Genomic DNA, 23,701 nt, shown 5'->3' on the forward strand with positions numbered 1-23,701 from the left:
CAAGGACAGGGCATCCCGAATGGAGCGATTCCGTCAGCCAATGGGATGCCCGTTGCTTTACGTTTTCGCATGCGAATCTGTTGCCGTTCCGTTGCGAGAGATTATGCCGGCTGCTCTTCCGGCAAGACGAGTTTTCGCCGATCGATCTCCGCCCGCAGCAGCGACAAAAACTCCTGTTCAAGCTTCAGGCGAAGCGCATGACGATAAGCCTCCAACAGCAATTCATCCGATAGAAGCGGCAACATTCCCCACACCCTTTCCTTTTTGGGATTGTGAGGGCATCATAGCATGTCACCGAAAAGGCGGACAAGCCTCCCCGCTATCCACACCCCTAAGTGGACAACATGTGGATATAATGTTGAAAAGAGTCGTTCGGGCCCGATATTATGCTGTGAATGTTGTGGATGAACTTATACACAGGTCATTTTCAACATTTCGAATAAAAAACTTTAATTGCGCAATTTGCGATGATTAATTGCTTGAATAGAAAATTTTGTCATTTCTCCCCGTTTACTGGGGTCGAGTGTTGACCTCCAGAATCCAAATGTGTCCGTTCCGGTCGATTCCGTAATCGTAGCCGAGCGATCCGACGCCCGGAAAACGCCTTTCCAGCAAGCTTGTCGCGATTTTCGTCAAACGTCTCATTTCCCGTTTCTTGGCGCCTACCATTTTTTGCGACAAAGATTGCCGTATGCCTTGCGATGCAGTGATCCTCGTGCCTCCCCGGCACAAATTGGTGACGAACAATCCCCTGCGCGCGACCCGTCCGACCATGGACCGGAACGTCCAGACTCCGTTTGCCTTCACGTATTTGACCCGGTAATCGATCGGTCTGCCCCGGACCGTGGCCAGTCGGATGCCCTTTTGAATCAGGTACGAACGCCGTCCCCGCAACCGGTTGATGTGGGACAGAAGTCCCGCGAATGTATGGAATGTGCGCGTTTTCGCCATATATGTGCATGAATAGCCTGCCGCCGATCGGGAAACCTTCATGACGCCGATGCCGCCGCCGCCGCAAACCGGCTTGATGACGACCATTCCATACTTGGACAGCATCGCTTGCAGATTGGCGGACGTAAATAGCCGCGAAGGCGGGATATGGCGGGCGATGGAGGGATTGGACAGCAGGGCGTTTGTCTTCAACCACTTGCTGGCCAGCTGTCGTCCCGATGATATGGTCGCTGTATCCATTATCTGCGTCTCCTTTCCTATTTCTATGCTTATAACATACGAGAACGGGAGGACAGGTTCTTGGATGAATGACGCCTTCAAATCGCCCGAAATCGCCGGCAGCCGATCAACGATTTAAGTCTGACGAACGGGCAGAAACCAAAAAAAACCAAGCGTCCGCCTTCCAAAACGAAAGCAAACGCTTGGCCCGTTTGAAAAAAGGTCCCGATGCCGTCGGGAATTTGCGTAAAACCGAAAGAAACTTCGCCTTAACCGCTCAGCACGGCTCCGGGCTCGGCTTGCCCGCGTCGGTCGCCGTCCGGAACGACGAGCCGCAGCCGCATGTGGCAATCGCATTGGGATTAAAAATCGTAAACCCGCCGGACATGCCGGTTTCCTTGTAGTCGATTTCGAGACCGCGCAGGTACTTGACGCTTTCGGAATCGACGACGACCTTCAGGCCGCGGATTTCGAGCACTTCGTCGTCCTCGTGCTGCTCGTCGTCAAATCCCATGCCATATGAAAAACCGCTGCAGCCGCCCTCCTGTACGCCTACGCGCAAGAACAGGTTCGGAGACTCCTCCGCCGCAAGCATTTCCTGGATTTTCCGGCTGGCCGCTTCGCTGATGGAAATCATATGCGGTTCCCTCCTTGGATATGGAGTCGATCATGCCGTATGCAAGCATGTTTGCCTTGCTTATAGCCATTATACTCCTCGGCCGTCAAAGCCTCAAGAGGCACCGCAATCGGCAAGCCCGGCGCGGAGTCAGGCGCCGGCGTCTTCTTCCTTCCATTCCGGCTGCGAGGCCGTCTGCTGGGGCAGCGCCTTAAGCTCGATCCGGCACCGGAAGTAGCCGTTTTCATTTAACAGAAACTCGGACAGCCGGCGAAACACGTGCGCAAGTTCCGGTCCCGTCGAATCGGTATCGAGTCCGTAACGGAACTGGTCGGCGGGCAGTCCCTTGACCGGAATCCGTTCGGCTTCACGGCCGTCCGTTTCGCGCATGCGCTTCCATTCCTTGGAGGGATCGAACTTGTCCGCGCGCCGCACGAGCTGCTCGTAGATGTTTTGCTTTTTCAGCCACATGTAATATTGGATCGGGTTATTAAATCCCCACGCCTGGCTCAAATCTTTAATCGTATAATGGGCCCTGTATGTTTGCAGAGTTGCGATTTTTTCGGGCTTTTCCATTTTCTCCAGCTCGGAGATCGGCAGAATGTCGGGCTTCAACGCAAACACCTTCCTTTTCGTAAATTATTGTTACAACTAACATAGCCATATTTTGTTTTATATTCAAGTTGATTCCCCTATTTGGGATTAATTATACCTCATTTATTTTTAGTTGCCGGGTTTGAAACAGAGGTTTATAATGAAAGCTGACATTCAGCTCACCGGTTTAGGGATTATACGTTGCTTCGTCGGAGTCGAAAGTTATTTTTTTCACAAACATACGATACGGGCGGCACCGGTTTTCGCGAACATCACCCTTTCGAAGGAGGCCATTCCCTTGTCCCTTATGATAACGAATCCGGATCGCAAAATGGCGGAAATAGCGGACAAAGTCCGAAACGGCGAACGACTGAGTTTGGAGGACGGCATCTTTCTGTACGAATCCGACGACCTGCTCACGATCGGACAGCTTGCCAACGAAGTCAATCTCCGCAAAAACGGCAAAAAAGTTTATTTTACCGAAACGATGAGCCTCTACTTCACCAACGTCTGCGAATCGCACTGCGCTTTCTGCAGCTTCCGCAAGGATTTGGGCGAAGAAGGCTCTTATACATTGACGCCGGAAGAAATGTTCGAGTATGTGGATCAGCACATCACGCCGAACACCCGGGAGTTTCATATCGTCGGCGGGCACAACAATCACGTTCCGTTCGATTACTACGTCGAGTCGATCCGCGCGCTGAAGGAACGTTATCCGCAAGTGACCATCAAAGCGTATACCGCGGCGGAAATCGACTTCTTCTCGCGTCTGTCCGGCTTGAGCTACCGCGAGGTGCTGGAGCGGCTGATGGATGTCGGGCTGCAATCCCTGACGGGCGGAGGCGCGGAAATTTTGTCCGATCAATACCGCAAAAAGATGCGGGTGGAAAAAGCGGGCATCGAGCAGTATTTGGAGGTGCACCGGACCGCGCATCAGCTCGGGATGAAGACGCCGACCACGATGCTGTACGGACCGGTCGAATCCATTGAAGAACGCGTGCGGCATATGCTGCATTTGCGCGAATTGCAGGACGAGACGAACGGCTTCCAGGTGTTCATCCCGCTGTCCATGCAGCCGACCAGCCCGAAGGCCGGCATTCGCCGCCGCAATTCCGCTTTCGAAGATTTGAAAGCCATCGCCATCGGCCGTCTGATGCTGGACAACTTCCAGCATGTCAAAGCCTACTTCATCAACATCGGCACGCAGCTTACGCAAGTCGCACTGACGATGGGCGCCTCCGACGCCCACGGCACGGTCGTCCGGGAACGAATCAGCCACGCCGCAGGCGCGCTGACGCCGGCCGGCATCACCCGGGAAGATCTCGTATGGCTCATCAAGGGTGCGGGACGCATTCCGGTGGAGCGCGATACGCTGTATAACGAATTGAAGGTTTACGAATAAAGGCAGGCACGGGACAGCGGCAGATGCTGCCGCTGTTTTTTGCTGCGGATTCTGTCCGACGTATGGTCATAATAAGAAGAACAGACATCAAAGGAGAAATCATACATGAGCACTGTCGTAATACTTGGTGGAGGCTACGGCGGGTTGACCGTCGTGCACGAACTGTTGGACCGCGTTCCTTCGGACGTCCGAATCGTGCTGGTCGACCGCAATCCGTTCGGAGCGCTGAAAACCGAATTTTACGCGCTGGCTGCCGGAACGTCATCCGAAGTCGATATTCGCGTCTCTTTCCCTTCCCATCCTCAATTGGATATCGTATACGGCGAAGTCCTTTCCGTTTCGTTCGAAGACCGAACCGTCCAGATTGCGGATCGGGACCCGCTGCCGTTCGATTCCCTGGTCATTGCCCTCGGCTGCACCGATAATTATCACGGCATTCCCGGGGCCAGCGAATATTCGACCGGCGTCCAAACGCTTTCGGCCACGCGCCGCACGTACCAACTGCTGAACGATACGAAGCCTTACGGCCAAATCAACATCGTCGGCGGAGGCTTGTCCGGCGTCGAAGTCGCGTCGGAACTGCGCGAGAGCCGTCCGGATCTGAATATCCGCATCCTGGACCGAAGCAGCCTCATGTCCGCATTTCCCGGGAAATTGCAGAAATTTGTCGCATCCTGGTTCCAGGAACACGACGTCGAACTCCGCTCGCAAATACATATTACGAAGCTGGAGGAAGGCGTGATCTATAACGGATCGGAGGAAATTCCTTCCGACGTGACCGTATGGACGGCCGGCATCCAGCCGGTCGAGCTGGTGCAGAAGATGTCGTTCCCGAAGGACAAGCAGGGCCGGCTGATCGTCAATGAATGGCATGAACTGCCGGATGTGAGGAATGTGTTCGTGATCGGCGATTGCTCCAGCCAGCCGTTCTCCCCCAGCGGACAGCTTGCCCAGGCGCAGGGCCACCAGGTGGCTCAGGTTATTGCGGCACGGTGGAACAACAAGGAAATCAGTCTGCCCCGCATTCGCCTGAAAGGCACGCTCGGATCGCTGGGCAAGAAGTCGGGCTTCGGCCTGATGGGGTCGACGCCGATTATGGGACGCATCCCGCGCATGCTCAAAAGCGGCGTACTCTGGAAGAGCCGCCGCCATTTCGGGTAATCGTTTTTCGGTTTATAGATCGTCAAGCAATTTGTCAAGCGCCGAACGTTCATCTTCCTGCGCGCGAAGCTCCTCGACGATCCGATCGTACAGCTCGTCTGCGGTCTCCGCGAACACGGGCGTCCCGTTAACCAAGGCATACGGAGACAGATAGCACTCGCCGCAGTTGCCAAGACATCCGTATTCCACAATCTCGATGTCGGGGAGCTCCTCCAGCCGCCGCAGCACCCGGTCGGTTCCATGATGCATGTTGCTGACGCAAAATTCCACAATGTGCACGGGGCCACCTTCCTTTCTTTAGCGGACGTCCGTTTTACTTTAATGCATTTTGTACTATAATAACGTTAGAAAGGAGTCGATAGCCATGAGCGAAAACGCGCAAACCGCGAACTCGATGTACGACGAAGTCCTCGAAGTTCTCGACAAGCTGCGCCCGTTCCTGCAGCGCGACGGCGGCGACGTTGAACTCGTCGACGTGGAAGACGGCATCGTCAAGCTGCGTCTGATGGGCGCATGCGGCAGCTGCCCGAGCTCCACGATCACGCTGAAAGCCGGCATCGAACGCGCGCTGTTCGAAGAAGTCGAAGGCATCCAGGAAGTCGTGCAAGTGTTCTAATTTTATCGTCACATTCTGGCCCGCTTGCTCGGGATGGAAAAAGGGTCCTGCCCCCGGTTGTGCCGGAGGCGGGACCTTTTGCCGTCTTCGGGCCATCCGGCGCCCGCATCCGGCACACGGACGCGCTCACGTCCGCTTGATATTGCTGACGATCGGGTCGAATCCGCCCGACACGTCGATCGAATTGCCGGTGATGAAATCGGATTCGGGCAAGCACAGAAAGCCGATGACGCGCGCGACGTCCTCCCCGGTGCCTGGCCGGCCGCGCGGCGATTCCTCGTCCTCGACGCCCTCCACGTCGGCGATCCCCTTCTCCTTATTATCTCCCCGAATGTCGCCGGGACAAATCATGTTGACGGTAATGCCGTTGCACGCTTCCTCCGCGGCCAGCGTCTTCGTGAACGAAACCAGGCCGACTTTGGCAGCCGCGTAAACCGCCCTGTGCGGCCACGAACGGGCCTCGGCGGCATGGCCGAAGCCGAAATGCACGATCCGTCCCCACTGCCTCTTCCGCATGCCCGGCAGCACCCGGTGGTCGAGCAGCATCGTGCCGACGAGATTGCCGTTCATCAGGTAATGAATTTCTTCCACCGTGTAATCGGCGAAGCGTTTTCGTTCCCGGATAAAAGGACCGGCGTTGTTGACCAAAATATCGATCTGGCCCAGCCGGCGCTCCGTCTCCGTCACCAGCCGTTCCGCTTCCTCGGCCTTCGCGACGTCGGCCTGCAGGGCAACCGCGCGCCGCCCCATGGCGGAGATCTCTTCGCAGACGCGCTCCGCTTCCGCGCGGCTCGTTACATAATTGACGGCCACATCGCAGCCGAGCGATGCAAGCTCAAGCGCCGTCCGTCTGCCCAAGCCTTTCGCGCTTCCGGTCACTAACGCCGTTTTTCCCAGCAGCTTTGCCAACCGTTCCCGCCCCTTCCCCGCAGCGCGGCATCAAACTTTAACGAACGTTGAATCGCAAATAGCGGAAGGAGATGGCCAGCGTCTGGACGATCATGTGCCATCCTTCCTCCAAATCCTCCATTTGCGCCGACAAATCCTCGAGCCGAAACCGGTAAAGGTCCCCTTTTCCCGAATGCAGGCTTTGCAGCAAATCGTCCTGCAGTTCCGCATTCATATGATGAATTTCCATATTGCGTCTTGTCCGCAGCCGGCCCAGCGCGGCCTGATGGCCGTCCTTCAATTGCCCGAGGCGCTCTCCGAGCTCCCGGTGAAAGCCGTCCTGCCGCATCCGGCGCAAAACGGTAAAAAAAGAGAAATGCGCCTTGACCTTCTCCGTCTCCAGCGCAAGCGCGTCGTTGAGGAGCGTACCCAGCTTGTCCAACAACGAGAAGACGCGAATAAAAGCATTTTTGTCGAAATAGACGTAGCGGTCGTAATTCAGCCGCTCCGCTTCCCCCATCTCCTTCAGGGACGCCGCGGTGATTTGGCTTCCGAACCGAATGGCGGCATAGCGGCTTTGCTCCAACTCGTCAAACGACCGCAGCAGCCCTTCCGACCAGATCCAATATTTGCGGAACTTCGCGCCGCCGTCCGGTTTCCGGTCTAACGCATTTTGCACATAGCGGATAAACGCCTCCATCTCCCGGACGGTTTCCGCAGACTGCCCTTCCCACTTCCGGGGCCGTTCCCCGAACATCAGTCTTAGCATGTCGTTCCTCCAACGCGCATATCCTCTCCCGCCGGACCCTCCAACCGTTTCGTCAGGCTGTCCGTTCCTTCATTTTAAGCAAAAAAAGCGCCGCGCTCAACCGATAAAGGCTGAGGTCGGCGCCGGAGGGCTTTCGTTGTTTTCGACGACTGATCCATTCACATCCAATTTTTGTTTTTCGTTTTTTAAGGCCATGTTCGGGATTGGTTGGGAGCCGTCTACGTTTGGGCCTCTTTCGATAAACGAGCAAACGAGCGAACCCGCGTGGCCGTTCGGCTTGAAGAGACAGGGAATCCACGCGTTGAAGCCGGTTCGTTCGCCATGTAGTCCATCCAGTACCCTACATCGCTGTCCGCCGTGATGCTCATCCGCCATGTAGTCCGTCCAGTACCTCACATGGCCCCGAGTGGCTATGGATTATATTGGATTTTGTGCAGGATGCGGACTCCTTTCGCCCTTTTCCGGATCGTATATTGGATTTTCTCCAATGAAAAGGCCCGTGAGCCGTGTGGATTCGGCTTCTGCGGGCCAAAAAACTGGATATATCCAACATAGATCGGCTTCCGGCGCCTGAACGGCAAATTTGGTTGGATTTTTCCAATATAGACGCGTAGCCGAGCTGCTATATAGTCACGATGGAGATAGAGATATAGATGCATAGGCTACGGTTTGCTCATAGACTGCGGTTGCTCATCGTCGCGATGGCTAAATGGTCACGGTTGCGATAAATTGCCGAGGTTGCTGTATAGCCGCGGTTGCGATTACGATGACTAGGTGACTATATAACCGAAATTGCAATGAACGAACAGCCAGCCGCTGCGCCATCCCGGGCAACTTCGGCCGCCGACTTGCCGTTCCCGATTTTCGTTATGGGTACGACGCGATTCTTGGACATGGGCATCATCAACCCTCCGTCCAATAGGGCTCATCACAAGATCGACAGAGCGCTTGGAAATCCTAATTCGTTAAGGGGCCGTTCGCCGTTTACTCCAAACGCTTCGTCATTTCAGGAAATTCGACGCCCATAAAATCACCGTCATGCCCATCATCATCGTAAGGACAAAATAGGCAAACCATTTGACGGGCTTCGGCAGACCGCTGACATCGACCCTCTGTGGCGGACCTCCCCCTTCTATTCGCTGGGAAATGAAGCCGAGCGGAGGCATCGGTTCGTTTTTTTACCGTGTACGGATGCCGTATTCTTTCCACCGTTTGTCGACCAGCTGCACGATGTCTTCCCGGGGGAAAAGCTCGTCCGGATAGCCGGGCTTCATCCGGGCATCGATGACGAGCGGCAGGCCGTAGCTGATATGGTGGCGGCCCGCCTCGCTCACGGCGTAAATATCCTGCGCCGGATTAAACCGCGTGAACGTCGTCCACAGGAAGGACGACTCTCCGTCGGCCATGTCCGCGTCGTCCGCCAGAACGACCAGCGGCCATTCGCAGCCGGTTTCGGCAAGATGAACGGACAGCTTGTCCGCCAGCTGCGGATCGCGCGTATAGCTCGCTCCCTGAACGACCAGACAGCCGGGACAGAACGGCTTCAGCCGGTCGACGCCCGGAATTTCCGCCCCGGTGTACTCGGCCGGAAGCTTCCGGATCGGATCGCCGATGCCGAGCAGCACCGCCTTGCTGCCGTGGTTCAGCCGGGGCCCGGTATAGTCGAGCGTATCGTGGGACGTGTTGTCGAACACGTACAGATCCCGCTTCGGGTCGAAACGTTCCAGCACCGTCGTCAACAGCTGCCTGAACTGCTCCAGATCGACAGGCTGGTCGGTCAGCATCAGCACCTTCGTCAGCGTCAACTGGCCCTGTCCGAGGATGCTGAACGCCGTACCCATCGCTTCCCGGGAGTAGCTTTCCCGCACGACGGCCGCAGACAGCGCGTGAAAGCCCGTATCCGCATACGTCCACAGGCTGCGGACGCCCGGCATGACCAGCGGAAACGCGGGCGAAAGCAGCCGCTGCAGAAATTCGCCCAAATAATAATCCTCTTGACGCGGCTTGCCGACGACCGTCGCCGGATAAATCGCATCCTTGCGGTGCCAGACATGATCGACGTGAAACACCGGAAAATCGTGCTGAAGCGAATAATAGCCGTAATGGTCGCCGAACGGCCCTTCCGGACGGCGCTCGAACGGCAGCATGCGGCCGGAAATGGCAAATTCCGCTTCCGCGGGAATGCGGTGGCCGCCGAGCGGGTCATCGACCATCGGCAACTTGCCGCCCATAATGAGCGAAGCGAGCAGCAGTTCCGGCAAATTCTCCGGAGCCGGAGCGATGGCGGACGCGATCAGCGCCGGAGGCCCGCCGAGAAAGACCGTGACGGGCAGCGGCTCGTTGCGCTTTTCCGCTTCGCTGTAATGAAAGCCGCCGCCCCGGTGAATCTGAATATGCATGCCGGTCGTGCTGTCGTCGAAAATCTGCATCCGGTACATGCCGAGATTATGCCGCTTCGGCTGTCCGGGCTGCTCCGTATACACCAGCGGAAGCGTGATGAAGGGGCCCCCGTCGTCCTGCCAGCTGGTCAGCGCGGGCAGTCCCGCCAGCGGCCGCTCCGTGCGCGAGACGCCGAGCACCGGAGCCGTGTCCCGGCTCGTTTTGCGCAAGCCGATTTTCAGCAAATCGAGCAGCATGTCCTTCTCCTGCCAGAGCGCGGAGAACGTCGGCGGCAGCAGCTTGTCGATCGCGCCGACGAGACGGTTCATCAGCTGCTCCGGCCGAGGGCCGAACGCCAGATCGACTCTGCGGCTTGTCCCGAACATGTTGGTCGCCACGGGAAACGGGCTGCCCTTGACGTTCGTGAACAGCAAAGCCGGACCCTCCTCCTGAATCACCCTGCGGTGGATTTCGGCAATTTCCAGGTAAGGATCGACGGGCGCTTCGATAATCGCCAAATCCTTGTCCTTGCGCAGAACTTCCAAAAACGGACGAAGCGACGAAAAGCTCAATGGATTCACCCTCCAAGCGGCATTAACGGCGGCGGGACAGCTGATAAGCGCGCACCGCCAGCAAGCATAGCGTGTTGAAAAGAATACAAATGATAAACGTATGCAGCAAAGCTGTAAAGACGTACACGTCTTCGTTGTTCAACGTTTCGGTAAGCAGCCAGCCGCTCAGGATTTGCAAAACGACAAGTCCAAGGGCCATGGCGGCGCTTCGGGTCAGTTCCCGGCTACCGGTCACCTTGCGGGTGTAGACGAACAAAACCGCGATTACAATGCCCAGAAGAAACGCGCCCAAACGGTGAGCGAATGCGGGCCAGGTCACCCCGGTCAGTTCCGGAATGAGCTCCCCGTTGCAAAGCGGCCAGCCGACGCAGCCCCCGGCGGTGCTCGTATGCCGCACGTAGGCCCCGAGGTAGACGACGATATAGCAGTAAGCCATAACGGCCAGGACCCATTTGAACAGGGAAGCGGGCACGCTCCGGCTTGATGCGCGCTCGGCGGCGGCATCCGCCTGCGGATTCGCCAGCGCTTTCTCATGCCGTCTTGCCCATACATACAGCAGCCACGTAAGCGAGAACGCAATCATCGAGATGCCGAAGTGAATCGCCATGACGGCGTCGGACGTCGGCCAAATCACGGCCATCATGCCCAAAATCGCCTGAATGACGGTAAACAGCAGCGCGCCGGACGCGTATCCTATCGCCTCGCGGCTGCGCGGCTTAACGAAAAACGAGGCGGCAAACGCCGCGAGAACGAGCAGCCCTTCAATTCCGGTAACGAACCGGTGCGAGTATTCGACCATCGATTCCAGCGTATACGCCGGAATAAATTTGCCGTTGCACAGCGGCCAATCCGTTCCGCAGCCTTCGCCGGACCCGGTATTCGTGACGATAGCCCCGGCAAGCAGCACCAGCAGCATGCCGATGCAGGACGCCAGCGACAAAATTCGAAATCTTCTAGCGGTCATACCCATCCCCGGTTTCTTTGTGAAAGTCGGCTCAAGTCAGCCATCCTCATTATACCGGACCGACTTTTACAATACCATGTTCAAACTGTGACGGATTGCTCACGGGAAAATTCGTACCCGTTTCGACACATTTGGCCGGTTGCAGGCGTATGCCGCTGCCCTGTTGACGCGAAGAAGCCTTCACTCGCCGCCGCAGCGGCGAGTGAAGGCTTCCGGATTCATGCCGCCGGTCCTTCGGCGGCCTCCTCCGTTCAGACGGAGGAGGGCAGATGATCGGACACCGCAATCGCGCGATCGAGAAATTGCTCGATCTCCTCGCGCGTCTTGCGGAGCTTGCTGACGAAGCGGATCAGCTCCTTGCCTTCGCGGAACGCGATAAAGCTCGGAATGCCTAGAATGTTAAGCTCCTGGCAAAGATCGGCCAAATCGTCGCGGTCGATTTCGATGAATGAAATGCGGTCCGCATAGGCCGCCTCCACTTCCGGCATAAACGGCTCGATATAATGGCAGTCTTTGCACCAGGTCGTCTTGAACACCGCGACCGTCAGACCCCGGCTTCCGATCGCCTCGCGGAAAGCGGCTTCTTCCGTAATTTTGCGCATGCTCCGTCCCTCCTCAAGTTGGGCCCCGCAAAAACCGGCCCCTCCGAGCCAGCGGGCTTCCCGCTTCCGTTACGGACGGCAAACCGGCTGGTTTTACGGTCATTATACGCCTTCGGACGGTTTTCTACAAATCCCTTGCAATCCACAACCAGCTGTCGCCGTCCTCGTCTTCCTCGAACGAGTACGTCGCGCCGAGCAGCCCGAGCAGCTCGTCGGCCGGCGCATACGCCAAGCCGTCGACGGAAACGACCGGATGGGACCATTTTACCGCTTTGCCGTCCACCGTCACCCAAGCGGAGCCCGGCTTGAGCGAGACGCTTCGGCAGGTCGCCTCGTCGTAGAAGTTGATCGAACGCTTCGCCTGGTCGTAAACGAGCGTATCGTCGAAGCCGGATACCGTTTCCCGAACCGGAATGTAGAGCACCTCGTCTTTGTCGTAGAAATAGGAATCTCCCCAGTACGAGCTGAGCCACACTTCCTGATCGTCGATCTGCAGGTCGTTTTTCAGCAAGTCGTACAGGACGGAATCGGTCTCGAACGTCCGGACCAGTCGCACCGGCGAAATCGTATCCAGTTCTTCCTCCGTCAAAGCGTTGCGCGGAACGTTCACGGCCGGGATCGCCAGATCCTCGTTCAGGTTCCAGTTCTCCTCCTCCAACCGGATCGTCACGCCGCGCAGCGGAACGGAGTCTTCGCTTAGCGCCGACGTGTCGATTTTCGCTTCGGCCGACAGCTTGCGGATTTGCAGCGAAGCATCCACATACGCGTCAAAGGCGAGGCTCGCGCCGTCGCTGAACAGATCGCTCCATCCCGATTCTTCGTCCGTTCGGATGCGGTCCAGCTCCTTGCGCGCCTCCTTCAGCGAATCGATCGCCTCCTGCACCTGGCCGTCGATTTCGGCTTCGGTCAGCCGCCACTCGTCCTCTTGGCCGGCAGCCGCTTCCGCGCTCACGTCCTGGGTCCACAGGATGAATTCCTTCAGCACCGCGCGGAGCCCTTCCTCGTCCTGCAGAACCGAATCGATAAAGACGGGAATCAGATCGCCGAGCTCCCGGCCGTTCAGCTTCGCGCTGATCTTCGTCAAGTCGGTCGCGACGCCGTTGATCGGCACCGACTCCTTGCTTGTCCGGATGTCGGCCGGATTCGGCAGGTGGGTGACGAAATAGGAAAACAACTTGCGCGAAATCCGATTCGCCGAATCCTCGAGAGCGCCCGAGAGCGGAAATTCCGTCTCGCCGGAGGTCAGGTCGACCGCAAACGGGCGCTTCGCTCCGTCGACTTCGACCAGCGCCGCTTTCGAATCCGCGTGAATCGTGAACGGCACGTCTCCTTTTCCGAAGGACAGCGTGCCTTTGGCCAACAGCCCGCCTTGGCCGTCCTCCTTGACGTTATGGAAAACCAGCTTGAATCGGCTTAACTGATGCAGCAACCGGACGGCTTCCTCGTCTTCGTATGCGAATGCCTCCTCGTCCCAATCCAGGGCGACTTCAAGCGAACCGCTGGCTTCGGACGATTGAACGTCCTGTTGTTTCGAGAGGACCGCGTTCAGATCGACTCCCCCCACGGACTGGCAGCCGACAAGCAGAACCAGCAGCAGCAAGGCGGCCCCAATCCCGAATTTCCGGAAACGCGAATGTTTCATTTTGTTCTCCCTTTCCCTGGTTGATTCCCCTGAAGCTGTTTTCGGGTATGTCCGTTATTTCGACACGCGAATTGGAAATCCTTCCAGTAGAGCGATATGGAACGGAGGATGCGGATATGGCCAACGGCTGGCTCACGATGGTTCGCAAACTGGCGGAAGGCTTCGCGGCCAAGGCGTCGTGCTGGCGGCGCTCCGCCATGCTGACGGCGCCAAAGGAACGTTTGACGATTCGGAAGGAGTCCATCGCCTGGATCACGGAAGTTCTCAAGCAGGAACAGTACAGGGGAAAAAGAGGAGAGTCGACGACGCTTTTCGGCGAGGAGGGAGAACTGGTCAGGCGGATCGCCCGGGAGACGGAAGCGTTGAACCGCAACAACCTGACCCGGACGCAGGCTTATGCGGATCTGTATTTCGCTTATCCCGAGCTGCACTGGGCGCTGCTTGCGCACCTGGTCTCCCGCAACGGCGGCTGGAACATGACCGACTTGAAGGGCGAATGGCTGCCCAGGCTGCTCCCGGAGGAAGACATCGCGGCCCTGTTCCGCATGCTGGAATCGTGCAACGCGCTTATTTTCAAGGACGCTTATCCCCAGCTCCGGCTGTATGCGGAAAGCCGGCGAACCGGCCGAGGGCTGTTAGCGCTGCTGCCCGCGTTCGACGTATCGTCCTTCATGGCTCCGTTCTGGGAGCGTTTCTGGATCGACCGCGACCCGGTTCCGCTGATGGTCGCGCTGATCGTCAACGAGCAGAACGTCATCCAGCAGCGGGTCGTCCGCGATCCGACTTACCGCGCGGGCATCCTTCAGTCGCGTCTGCCGCTGCTGCAGTTGAACCAGATCGTGTTCCCGCTAGGGGAGAAAGCGGACCGCCTTGCCGGCCGCATCCTGGAGCGGTTCGACTCGCTCGACGAGCGGATCTCCTTCGGCAAATGCCTTTACGCCATGCTGTTCTCCTGCCCGCGCATCCGCGACGGCGCCGAAGCGTTCGTCCGGGCCGTGCCGCATACCGGCTCGCGGGCGGACTACTGGCCGCACGTGTTTACCGCGCAAAAAAACGGCACCCGTCCCGAAGCTCAAGGACGCGATGCCGTTCTCTCGATGGAGCCGCCATGGCTGAGCCCCCGCCTGGACGAGGCTTGGGAGGATCAGCCGCTCGGCGCCGTATCCGAAGGCGACTGGTTCCAAAGCCTGTCCGCGCTGCAGGCGTTCGGCCGCCTGCGCTGCCCGCTGATCGTGGACATCACCGAAGAGCACATGCTGGGGCAGCGCAAGCTGCAGGCTGCGGCGGCGGCCAAAGCGGCGCTTCTGCCGGAGTCCGGTCCTTAGACGCCGTCGCCGCGCTGCAGCGCCCTCGGCCGAAGCCGCAAAAACGGCTTGATCAGCTTGCGAAGCTTCGCCGGGAAGCCGTCGACGTCCTCCGCGCGCACGACGCCCAGCGCAACGAGAAGCACCGGATACGCGCCGCAAACGACGGCTCCGGTCAGCGCCGCGGCAAGCAGGTACGGCCATCGCCAGCCGAGCGGGGAGAACCATGCCGCGGCGTAATGCGCCAGCGCCGCGCCGATCGCGGCAAGAACCGCGACGGCCGCGGCGAATCCGGGCCAGCGGCCCCCGAGCACTTTCACGTCGGCTATGCCGCGAATCGTGCGCATGTTCCGGACGGTAACGAAGATAAAGCACACGCTCGTCGCCGCAAGCAGCCCGTAAATGCCGAAGAACGGGGTCAAAGCGAAGCTTAGGGCGATCTTCACCCCGATGCCCGCGAGCGAGTGGGCCATCGCTTTCCGCTGAAGGCTGAGACCGTTCAGAATCGAGTTGGACACCATCATCGAAATTTGAAAAATCGTGCCCCCCGTCAGCACGGCGACGATCGCCGAACCTTCGGCCGTCTTGAAGATGAGGCCGGTAACCGGGTGCGCCGCCGTCGCCAGAACCAGCACGAGCGGCATGGCGCTGAGCACCGCGATGCGCATCGCCAGCGACGACTGGCGGCGAACCCGGTCCATGTCGCGGGAAGCGTAGGCCGCGGAGACGACCGGCAGCAGCGAGGTGCTGAGCGCAATGGCCAAAATCGGCGGGATTCCCGCGATCGATTGGGCGCGGATCGTCAGCCAGTCGCCCCACCGCTCCGCCGTTGCCGCTCCGAACTTCCAATCCGACAGCGGAATCAGCACCGTCTGGTCGAAGAAATAAATGACCTGCACCATCATCGCGGTCAGCAAAATCGGAATCGAGATGCGGAAGATGGCGGCGTAAATGTCCCGCGTCCGGGTCAGGACCGGCGGTTCGCCCGCGCCCGCGTTCGCGGCGGCGGCCGCGGACGGCGCAGACGGCGCTCCGGCGCCAGACGCCGGAGCGGAAGAAGCCGGCTCCGTCCGGCCGCGGTCCGCCTGGCGCAGCTTGTACGCATACCAGAGCATGACCGCAAATGCGCCGATGCTGCCCAGCACGCTGCCGAAGGCGGCGCCCGCCGCAATGTAGCTGTCGTCGTAGCCCCAGCCCGCAAGCGCGTAAGCGAGCGCGACGGCGGTCAGCACCCGCGCGATCTGTTCGACGATTTGCGAGATTCCCCCCGCGGTCATAAACTGCCGTCCTTGAAAATAACCGCGCATCATGGCGATGACGGGGAACAGCAGCAGCGAAGGCGCGATCGCCCGAATCGCCAGCGTCGCGTACGGAATGTGGGACAGCCGCGCATACAAGGGCGCGGCTATAAGCAGTCCGGCGGTCATGACGATGCCGGCGATGACGCCGAACCGCAAAGCCGCGCGGTAGATCCGTTGCACCTCGGCTTCGCGCCCGAGCTCCAGCCGCTCGGACACCATCTTGCTGATCGCGCTCGGAATGCCGGCGGTGGCGAACACGAGCAGCAGCAAATAAATATTGTTGGCCGCGCCGAACGCCAGCCCTCCCTTGGTACCCCAAAGATGGTCGAGCGGAACCCGCTGGAACAACCCGAGCCCCCGGGCGACAAGCGCGGCCAATGTCAGAATCAATGTGCCTTTGATTAACGAGTCCTTTTTCGGCATTTCAACAGATCATCCTAACTGCTCCAAGGGCTGGCGGTTGCCGCGGACCGGCTTCGCAGCCCCCGAAGGCGCCGCCCAGCGGACCCCGTTCGCGATGACGCGCCGCACGAGCGGATGGTAATAGGTGGGATACGTTTCGTGACCCGGCCGGAAATAAAAAATTTTCCCTTGTCCCCGCTTCCAGGTGCAGCCGCTGCGGAACACTTCGCCGCCTTCGAACCAGCTGACCAGCACCAGCTCGTCCGGCGCCGGGACGTCGAAATGCTCGCCGTACATTTCCTCCGGCTTCAGTTCGAAATACTCCGGCAGGCCCGCGGCGATCGGATGCGCCGGATCGACGACCCAGATGCGTTCCTTCTCGTTGGCTTCCCGCCATTTCAGATCGCAGGTCGTCCCCATCAGCTTTTTGAAAATTTTCGAAAAATGGCCCGAATGCAGCACGACCAGCCCCATTCCGTCCAGCACGCGGGCATACACGCGCTCGACGGCTTCGTCGCTCACTTCTTCGTGCGCCATATGCCCCCACCAGATCAGAACGTCCGTCCCGTCCAGCACTTCGCGGGTCAGCCCGCACTCCGGTTCCGGCAGCGTCGCCGTGCGGACGGACATATCCCCTTCCTGCTCGAGTCCGGCCGCAATCGCCCGGTGCAGACCGTCCGGGTATACGCTGCGGACCTCCTCGTGAAGGCGTTCGTGCTTGAATTCGTTCCATACGGTTACGCGAATCACGGCAAGCTCTCCTTCTTAGAAAATAAGCCAGATGACGAAAAGAACGATCATCGCCAGCTGGAGGACGATTTTGGCGACCATGCTGCTAAACAGGCCGACGACCGCGCCCCAGCCGACCTTAAGCGAACGGTCCATGGAGGAGCCGTGAATCATTTCCCCGATCACCGCGCCGAGAAACGGGCCGAGCAGCAGCCCGAACGCCGGAATGACGAACGGTCCGATAAGGACGCCGATCGTGCTGCCGACGACCGACGCTTTGGAACCGCCGTATTTCTTGACGCCCCAGGCGTTCACGATGTAATCCGCCGCGAACAGGGCGACGACGATCAGCGTCTGTACGGTCCAAAACCAGAAGCCGAACGGCTCGAACGAGAAAAAGAACCCGTACACAAAAAACGCCGCATAAATCGCGAGCGCTCCAGGCAGTACGGGAAAAACCGCTCCGGCCATCCCGAGGGCGAACAGGGCCGTAATCACCAGCCAGCCGACAATATCCATCCGACATCACGCCTTCAATACGAAATTTTGAATGACTTGCGCCACTCCGTCTTCCTGATTCGTGCCCGTGACGGCATCCGCGGCGGCTTTGACCTCGTCCTGCGCGTTGCCCATCGCGACGCCGAGCCCGACCGCCTTGATGGCCTCCAGATCGTTCAGGCTGTCCCCGACCGCGACCGCCTCGGACATCTTGTAGCCCAGCAAGCCGCACACTTCGGCGATCGCCGCCGCCTTGGACACGCCCTTCGGATTGATCTCGATGTTGTACGGCGAAGAGTTGCTGAGCTCGAGTCCGTCCCAGCCGCGAATCTCGCGGAGAATTTCGTTCAGTTGCTCGAGATTTTCGGTATAATAGCCGAATTTCAGCCATTCCCGGGCATACGTGTCGTCCACCCATTGTTCCTTGTTATAAATCCCATCGGTCGCATAGGCCCAAAACCAGACATCCGGATAAGCCAGCGCCAACCGGTGAAGCTCCGTCACCTTGCCGGCATCCAGCGTCACTCGGCGGTGCAGCTGACGCGGGTTTTTCCAGATTTCGCCGCCGTTGACGAAGATCATCGGGGATTCCAGGCCGAGCTGCTCCACAATAGGCATGGCGCCCAGCCTGCCGCGCCCCGTCGAAACGCATACCGTAACCCCCGCATCGACCGCTTTGCGGACCCAGTGCGCGTTCGTTTCGCTGATCTCGCTGCGGTCGTTCAGCAGCGTCCCGTCCAAGTCCAGTGCCAGAAGCCGATATTGTGCCAAAAATCCGCTCACTCCTTTGCCTGTTTCCACTGCGTTACCGACATTTTAACACATGAGTGCCGTTTAGTGCTCGGCAGAATTCGTCGTGCCTTCTTGGGATGCGCCGGCCGCCGCGTCCTGGGACGCCGGTTTTTTCGGCGTTCCCGTCAGGCCGACCGCTTCGTCGTAGGCGTCGAAAATTTTGCGCGCGATCGGCGCCGCGCCCCAGCCGCCGAACCCGCCTTCGGGCACGACGACGGCCACGGCCAGCACCGGGTCTTCCGCAGGCGCATAGGCGATGAACACCGCGTTTTCCACCCGTTTGCCCCCGACATCCTGCTCCGACGTTCCCGTCTTGCGGTAAAAGTTGTAGCCGAAGCCGTCGAAGCCTTGAACATTGACCCGGGACATGCCCTTTTCGATCGTATCCCAGTAGACATCCGGAAGCTCGATCGTATTGAGCACTTCCTTCTGATAGGATTGAACGACATTGCCCTCGGCGTCCACGATCCGGTCGACGAACTGCGGTTTCAGCCGCTGCCCGTGGGTGGCCAGCGTCACGGCGTACTGCGCCAGCTGCAGCGCCGTATAACGGCCTTGCTGCCCGAACGAAGCATAGATCAATGCGGATTGGGGACTGCCGGACTCGGCTTCCTTGTAATAGTTGATCGAACCGGCGGATTCGCCCGGCAGCCCGCTTTCCGTCAGCACCCCAAGCCCGAACTGCTTGTTGAACGCGTCCCAAATATCCAGTCCCTTGGAGCCGTCGCGCATATACAGCGCATTCCCGACCATGGCCGCCATGTAGGCGTTGGAGGAGTGGGCGATCGCCGACCACGGCCGGAGCAGCCCGTTCGCTTTGCCGCCGGCGTTGCGAACCTTCACCTCATAACCCTTTTTCCCGAACTGGAAGTAGCCGATATCGTTATAAGACGAGTTGGGCGTAATCAACCCTTCCTTGAGCCCGAGCAGAATCGTCAACGGCTTCTGCGTCGAGCCGAGGAAGACGAGCGAGGACGGATGCTTTTTGCGCTCGTTGTCGTCCTCGTACGGCGCCTGCACCTCGCGGATGGCCCCGTTGCTGATGTAATACTGCACCTTGTTCAGGTCCTCTTCGCTGATCCCGCCCTGCCACAGGTTGGGGTCGTAGTCCGGCATGCTCGCCATGGCCACGACTTTGCCGGTCTTGACCTCCATCGCCACCGCATAGCCGGTACGGGCGTTTTCCGCGCGCTCCGCCTTGTTGGACGACGTGCGGATCTTGGCGAGATGCTCGGTGATGGCGTTCTGGGCCGCAAGCTGAACGTCCTTGTTGATCGTCAGATACAGGTTGTCGCCCTTGACGGGCTTCGTCAGTTCCATCGGTCCGATGATCCGGCTCTGGCTGTTGACCGGGTACGTCTTCAGCCCGTTGCGGCCGCGGAGCACGTCCTGGTACATCAGCTCGATGCCGTCGAAGCCGACCTCTTCGGAGTTCAAATATTTGAGTGTCGGGTCTTCCTGATTGTCATTGATGGACTTGTACTTTTCAAGATCGGTGGCGCCGCTGAATTTTTTCATATATCCGACCAGCTGCACCGCCACCTTTTCCGGGCTGTACTGGCGGATGCTTTCTTCGACGATGTCGATTCCCTTGAACTGGTCGCGGTGCTCGCTGAAATAGGCGATTTCCTTTTCCGTCAGGTCGGTTTTGATCCGCCGCTGCTGATAAGGCAGATGCACCTTGCCCCCGAAGTCCATGTACTCGAAAATTTTCTCCGCGGTAAGCGGCTCCTTCGTCTTGTCTCCGTATTGGGCGAACACGGCCGCCAGCTTCTCCGCCAGCTTCCTGCCTTCTTCCTCTTTCGTTCCGGGTTCGAACGTGTAGTAGAGCGATTGCGTCGACTTGGAATAGGCGATCGGCTTGCCGGTCGCATCGTAAATGTTGCCGCGAATCGGCGGAATGTAGACGTCGCGCGTGCCGATCTTATGCTCTTGCTCTTTGAGGAAAGGACCTTCCACGAACTGAAGGTACGCCAGGCGGACGATCAGCAGCGAAAAGGCGAAAAAAGTGACAAAAAAGAACATATTCAGCCGAAAGCTGAAATTCCGGCGGATGCGGATTTCCCTTTTCTGGGCTTCTTCGGTCCGTTCGTCGCTCACGGGACTGACCTCCTGCTGCATGTAAAAATGGTGAAATTCGGGCCATCAGGCCTGCCGGATGTGCGTGTCCTGAAAGCCCTCCGGATCGAACCAGTCGCCGGTGCTCGCCCATGTCGCGTCGAGAGGAGCCCATCTGTTCTCTTCCGACAGCCACACTTCATTCCAGGCATGAGGACCGTATCCTCCCCGCCCGTCGTAGCCCAGTCCCGTCACAACCCGGACGTTCAGGCCGACCGCTCTTGCCATGGCGGCATACAGCCTGGCGTAATCGATGCAAACGCCCTTTCTTGTCCTAAACGTGTCTTCCGGCGTCTGCTCCCGCCACTCTCCGCGCTCCTCGTAGGCGATGACTTTATCGTTGTCGTATGCGATGCGGCTGCCTACCCAGTCGTAAAGCGCCCGGGCTTTCGCCTTGTCCCCTTCGGCGCCTTCGGTGATCGAGACGGCGGCGCTCACGATGTCCTCGGGAAGATCCGCGTCGATAATGTCGTAGCGCTTCTGCCACAGCTGGTTGAGCTCAGACTGCATCTGGGCGGCAAAAACCGGCAGCCGCTCGGTGATCAGGGCGCCCGCAGCCGGTTCGATAATCTGCGAAGCGGCCTGCCGGTACAGTCCGGACTGCTGAATATAGTCGGCATAAGGGCCTTTCGGCCAGAGAGAGCAATACGCGAACAAAATCGCCGTCACCAGCAGCGCGCGGCCGCAGCCGAGCGCCGCGCCGATGGCGCCCCCGAGGACGCGGCTTGCCGCGCCTCCCGACGGCAGCAGGGCGAACGGCGTTCCGCCCGCGCGTATAAGCAGGGAAATGACGGTCTCGCACAAAAGCCGCAAGGCGAAGTAAAAGATCAGCATCAACACGGAAAACCGGAGCAGCGGCAAATCCCTCATTCCGGCAAACAGCGTATAGCCGAGCTGAATCCAGGACGAGGCATCCGGCTTCGGCTGCGCCCAGTCCTTGGCGACGAGCCACGCTTGAACGCGCGGCGAAGCTTCGGCGGCGGCCCAGGCGGCCGCCCCGATCGAAAGGAGAGTGAACGCCGAGCCCGCCACGAAGCCGAACAGTTGCCGGGCCGTGCCCTTCGCTCCCCGGAGCAGTCCTTGAAGCAAAGACACCGCCACGATAACAAGCAGCGCGACGGTGATCCAATTGGCGTCAAGGCTATTCATGCGGCATTTTCCCGTGCCTGTGCGATCAACTGGCGGACTGCCCCTTCCATCTTCCACGTGCCGAGCGAAACGCCCTGGAACTTGACCTTCACTTCGCCGGAGTTCGGCACCCCGGTCAGCTCCAGGTTCGGCGTCGTAACGGTAAACGTTCCGTCGCCGTTCAGCTTGTATACGGCCTGCGAAGCCTCTCCGGCCATCGCTTTGAGGGCCTGATCCTCAAGCGCTTGCGTCACCTTGCTTCCGACTTCCTTCAAATCGTTGACGCTGTATCCTCCGTAAACCGCCAGTCCGATGACGATGGCGGCGACAAGCACCCATTTGAGCACGGTTTTCACGACGTTGATCACGACAATCAACGCCACGACCGCTATGACGATGAGAATCCAATGATCGATCACAAACTGCTTCCATGCCTCCAAATCGAGGTTCATCCCATCTCCTCCATGCATGACAAGTCACGGCTCCCTATCGGGAATTCGCCCGACGGGATACTCTAGCAACTATATTATAAGTGTATTATAAGTGCGTTCGGGGGGAGAGTTCAACTTGACCGCCTTTTAACGTCCCGGGACGGTTTCGCGGCCCGAAGCTCTGCGCCGATGCAGCGCCATACACGTTCAAGCGGAATGAGCGGAATAAATGCAGGGCATAACCCTGCGCCGCCCGACGTACAAGTAGGATAGAACAAGCATAGGCGATCGGAAGCTTCAAGGGCCGAAATCGCCGGCGCGGAGGCGATCCCGGATTGAGAACCGCAATATGGCTGTATCTGTTTCTGTTCGTCGCGTTTTTTGACCTGCACGCCCAATATCCGATGCTGACGCCGTTCGCGATCTCCCTCGGCGCCGCTCCGTCCTTCATCGGCCTGGTCATGGGGATGTACTCGCTGACCCATCTGCCGGGCAATATCCTCGCGGGCTACAGCGTGGACCGCTTCGGCAGCCGCCTGTTTATCGCGGGCAGCCTGACGGGGGCCGGGATCCTTCTGCTGCTGCAGGCGCGGGTAACCGACCCGTGGCATCTGCTGTACATCCGTTCGGTCAGCGGCTTCGTGCTGGCCTTCCTGTCCCCGGCCTGTCTGACGCTGCTGGCGCGCCTTGCCCGCAATCATATCCATCGCGGCAAGCTGATGGCCGGCAACGGCCTCGTCCACACGATTGCGGCGGTCGTTTCGCCTGCGGCGGGCGCCTGGCTGACCGCCAAAATCGGCTTCGCGGCGGCGTTCGAGCTGCTCGGCTGGATCTTGCTCGCCACCGGCGCCGCTTCCCTGCTGTTCGTGCGCGAAGCCGAACGCCCCGAAGCCGAAGGCGCCGATCGCCCCGGCGCTTCGGCTTCGCAGCCGCAGGCGAACCTATCCGGCCGCACGAACAGCCCGGATCATCCGCCCCTGCCCGTCCACGCGGCATCGGCCCGTTTTCCCTGGATCGTGCTGGCGTTTCCGCTCGCGCTTTCGTGCTCCCAAGGGATTTTGTCGTTCGAGCTGCCGCTCAGCGCAGGAAACGGAGACGAACTGATGACGACCGGACTGCTGTTTTCGGTCATCAGCCTCGGTTCGCTTGCCACGCTCGGGCTGCTGTTTCTCCAGAAATATTTGCCGTATGCCCGCAGCGTCTTCGGGCTGCTTCTGCTGGCGCTGTCCTATTACGGACTTGCGGCGGAATGGCCGGTGCCGATGACCGCGCTGCTGTTCTCGCTCGGCATGGCCAAAGGCGTCCTGTTTCCGGCCATGACCTCGTTTTTGCTGCAGCTAAGCGGTCCGTCCCGATACGGCCGAACGCTTTCCTTCATGTCCGTCGCTTCCTCCGTGGGCGCCTTTCTCGGTCCGGTCGCGGCAGGCGCGGTCCGGGAGCATCTGTCGCCGTATTTTTTGGCCTTCGCCGTTCTGATGCTGGCGCTGCTCGCGCTCGCTCCCCGTCCCGTCTACGTCCTCGGCTGGAACGGCCGGACGGATGCGCCGCCTCCCGCCGCCGGACATTAATCCCGCTTTTTGGACTGCAGTTGGGTATGCGCACATGTCAAAATGGGGACATCCC

At 59.2% G+C, this 23,701-nt stretch carries 23 protein-coding genes; 5 read left to right on the forward strand and 18 right to left on the reverse strand.

Going from position 1 to position 23,701, the window contains the following annotated elements; genetic code table 11:
- Nucleotides 1-101 precede the first annotated feature (101 nt).
- From sda to F560_RS0109790, 4 genes are all read right to left on the reverse strand, one after another.
- Nucleotides 102-245 (reverse strand): sporulation histidine kinase inhibitor Sda, encoded by a 144-nt coding sequence (gene sda, locus F560_RS25000; protein ID WP_019005552.1) that lies wholly within the window; start codon nt 243-245, stop codon nt 102-104.
- Nucleotides 246-510: 265 nt separating this feature from the next.
- Entirely contained in the window at nt 511-1,191 is a 681-nt protein-coding gene (locus F560_RS0109780) for a YheC/YheD family protein (RefSeq protein ID WP_019005553.1), read from the reverse strand.
- A gap of 256 nt (nt 1,192-1,447) precedes the next feature.
- Nucleotides 1,448-1,807, reverse strand: coding sequence for an iron-sulfur cluster insertion protein ErpA (gene erpA, locus F560_RS0109785; RefSeq protein ID WP_019005554.1), 360 nt, complete (start codon nt 1,805-1,807; stop codon nt 1,448-1,450).
- A gap of 129 nt (nt 1,808-1,936) precedes the next feature.
- Nucleotides 1,937-2,401: a hypothetical protein gene (locus F560_RS0109790; RefSeq protein ID WP_019005555.1), complete on the reverse strand. Its 465-nt coding sequence runs from the start codon at nt 2,399-2,401 to the stop codon at nt 1,937-1,939.
- A 286-nt stretch (nt 2,402-2,687) separates the two neighbouring features.
- On the opposite strand from F560_RS0109790, the gene mqnE reads away from it, so the two are divergent.
- Both mqnE and F560_RS0109800 read left to right on the forward strand, forming a co-directional pair.
- Nucleotides 2,688-3,782, forward strand: coding sequence for an aminofutalosine synthase MqnE (gene mqnE, locus F560_RS0109795; RefSeq protein WP_033395978.1), 1,095 nt, complete (start codon nt 2,688-2,690; stop codon nt 3,780-3,782).
- A gap of 105 nt (nt 3,783-3,887) precedes the next feature.
- Entirely contained in the window at nt 3,888-4,943 is a 1,056-nt protein-coding gene (locus F560_RS0109800) for an NAD(P)/FAD-dependent oxidoreductase (RefSeq protein WP_026298200.1), read from the forward strand.
- 12 nt (nt 4,944-4,955) lie between these two features.
- On the opposite strand, the gene F560_RS0109805 is transcribed toward F560_RS0109800, so the two are convergent.
- Nucleotides 4,956-5,222: a YuzB family protein gene (locus F560_RS0109805; RefSeq protein WP_019005558.1), complete on the reverse strand. Its 267-nt coding sequence runs from the start codon at nt 5,220-5,222 to the stop codon at nt 4,956-4,958.
- 85 nt (nt 5,223-5,307) lie between these two features.
- Here F560_RS0109805 and F560_RS0109810 point away from each other — a divergent pair, with 85 nt between their 5' ends.
- Entirely contained in the window at nt 5,308-5,559 is a 252-nt protein-coding gene (locus tag F560_RS0109810; RefSeq protein ID WP_019005559.1) for a NifU family protein, read from the forward strand.
- A gap of 126 nt (nt 5,560-5,685) precedes the next feature.
- On the opposite strand, the gene F560_RS0109815 is transcribed toward F560_RS0109810, so the two are convergent.
- The 6 genes from F560_RS0109815 to F560_RS22935 form a co-directional block, all read right to left on the reverse strand.
- Entirely contained in the window at nt 5,686-6,459 is a 774-nt protein-coding gene (locus F560_RS0109815) for an SDR family oxidoreductase (protein WP_033395980.1), read from the reverse strand.
- Between the two features lie 46 nt (nt 6,460-6,505).
- Entirely contained in the window at nt 6,506-7,216 is a 711-nt protein-coding gene (locus F560_RS0109820; protein WP_019005561.1) for a Cthe_2314 family HEPN domain-containing protein, read from the reverse strand.
- Nucleotides 7,217-8,394: 1,178 nt separating this feature from the next.
- Nucleotides 8,395-10,167: a UbiD family decarboxylase gene (locus tag F560_RS0109830; protein ID WP_019005563.1), complete on the reverse strand. Its 1,773-nt coding sequence runs from the start codon at nt 10,165-10,167 to the stop codon at nt 8,395-8,397.
- Nucleotides 10,168-10,189: 22 nt separating this feature from the next.
- Nucleotides 10,190-11,107: a COX15/CtaA family protein gene (locus F560_RS0109835; RefSeq protein WP_019005564.1), complete on the reverse strand. Its 918-nt coding sequence runs from the start codon at nt 11,105-11,107 to the stop codon at nt 10,190-10,192.
- 275 nt (nt 11,108-11,382) lie between these two features.
- The gene (locus F560_RS0109840; RefSeq protein ID WP_019005565.1) at nt 11,383-11,733 is read right to left on the reverse strand and encodes a thioredoxin family protein; all 351 of its coding nucleotides are present in this window, start codon (nt 11,731-11,733) and stop codon (nt 11,383-11,385) included.
- Nucleotides 11,734-11,857: 124 nt separating this feature from the next.
- A complete protein-coding gene (locus tag F560_RS22935) occupies nt 11,858-13,375 on the reverse strand; it encodes a stalk domain-containing protein (RefSeq protein ID WP_019005566.1) in 1,518 nt (505 codons plus the stop codon).
- 116 nt (nt 13,376-13,491) lie between these two features.
- On the opposite strand from F560_RS22935, the gene F560_RS22940 reads away from it, so the two are divergent.
- A complete protein-coding gene (locus F560_RS22940; protein WP_019005567.1) occupies nt 13,492-14,700 on the forward strand; it encodes a DUF2515 family protein in 1,209 nt (402 codons plus the stop codon).
- On the opposite strand, the gene F560_RS0109855 is transcribed toward F560_RS22940, so the two are convergent.
- The 7 genes from F560_RS0109855 to F560_RS0109885 all read right to left on the reverse strand — a co-directional run bounded on the left by F560_RS0109855 (nt 14,697) and on the right by F560_RS0109885 (nt 22,099).
- Entirely contained in the window at nt 14,697-16,403 is a 1,707-nt protein-coding gene (locus F560_RS0109855; protein ID WP_019005568.1) for a putative polysaccharide biosynthesis protein, read from the reverse strand. The genes F560_RS22940 and F560_RS0109855 overlap by 4 nt on opposite strands.
- A 9-nt stretch (nt 16,404-16,412) precedes the next feature.
- Nucleotides 16,413-17,132, reverse strand: coding sequence for a ThuA domain-containing protein (locus F560_RS0109860; protein ID WP_019005569.1), 720 nt, complete (start codon nt 17,130-17,132; stop codon nt 16,413-16,415).
- Between the two features lie 15 nt (nt 17,133-17,147).
- On the reverse strand, nt 17,148-17,630 hold the full coding sequence (locus F560_RS0109865; protein ID WP_019005570.1) for a DUF456 domain-containing protein: 483 nt from the start codon (nt 17,628-17,630) through the stop codon (nt 17,148-17,150).
- A 6-nt stretch (nt 17,631-17,636) separates the two neighbouring features.
- Nucleotides 17,637-18,380: a Cof-type HAD-IIB family hydrolase gene (locus tag F560_RS0109870; protein ID WP_019005571.1), complete on the reverse strand. Its 744-nt coding sequence runs from the start codon at nt 18,378-18,380 to the stop codon at nt 17,637-17,639.
- A 63-nt stretch (nt 18,381-18,443) separates the two neighbouring features.
- Entirely contained in the window at nt 18,444-20,501 is a 2,058-nt protein-coding gene (locus tag F560_RS0109875; RefSeq protein ID WP_019005572.1) for a peptidoglycan D,D-transpeptidase FtsI family protein, read from the reverse strand.
- 45 nt (nt 20,502-20,546) lie between these two features.
- Nucleotides 20,547-21,668 (reverse strand): transglutaminase domain-containing protein, encoded by a 1,122-nt coding sequence (locus F560_RS0109880; RefSeq protein WP_019005573.1) that lies wholly within the window; start codon nt 21,666-21,668, stop codon nt 20,547-20,549.
- Complete coding sequence (locus F560_RS0109885) at nt 21,665-22,099, reverse strand: hypothetical protein (RefSeq protein WP_019005574.1); 435 nt, start codon at nt 22,097-22,099, stop codon at nt 21,665-21,667. Before F560_RS0109885 ends, F560_RS0109880 begins: the two co-directional genes overlap by 4 nt.
- A gap of 314 nt (nt 22,100-22,413) precedes the next feature.
- Here F560_RS0109885 and F560_RS0109890 point away from each other — a divergent pair, with 314 nt between their 5' ends.
- Nucleotides 22,414-23,646, forward strand: a complete 1,233-nt coding sequence (locus F560_RS0109890) for an MFS transporter (protein WP_019005575.1) — start codon at nt 22,414-22,416, stop codon at nt 23,644-23,646.
- Nucleotides 23,647-23,701 lie beyond the last annotated feature (55 nt).

Origin of the sequence: Cohnella laeviribosi DSM 21336 (assembly GCF_000378425.1) — a bacterium.
GTDB lineage: Bacteria > Bacillota > Bacilli > Paenibacillales > Paenibacillaceae > Cohnella > Cohnella laeviribosi.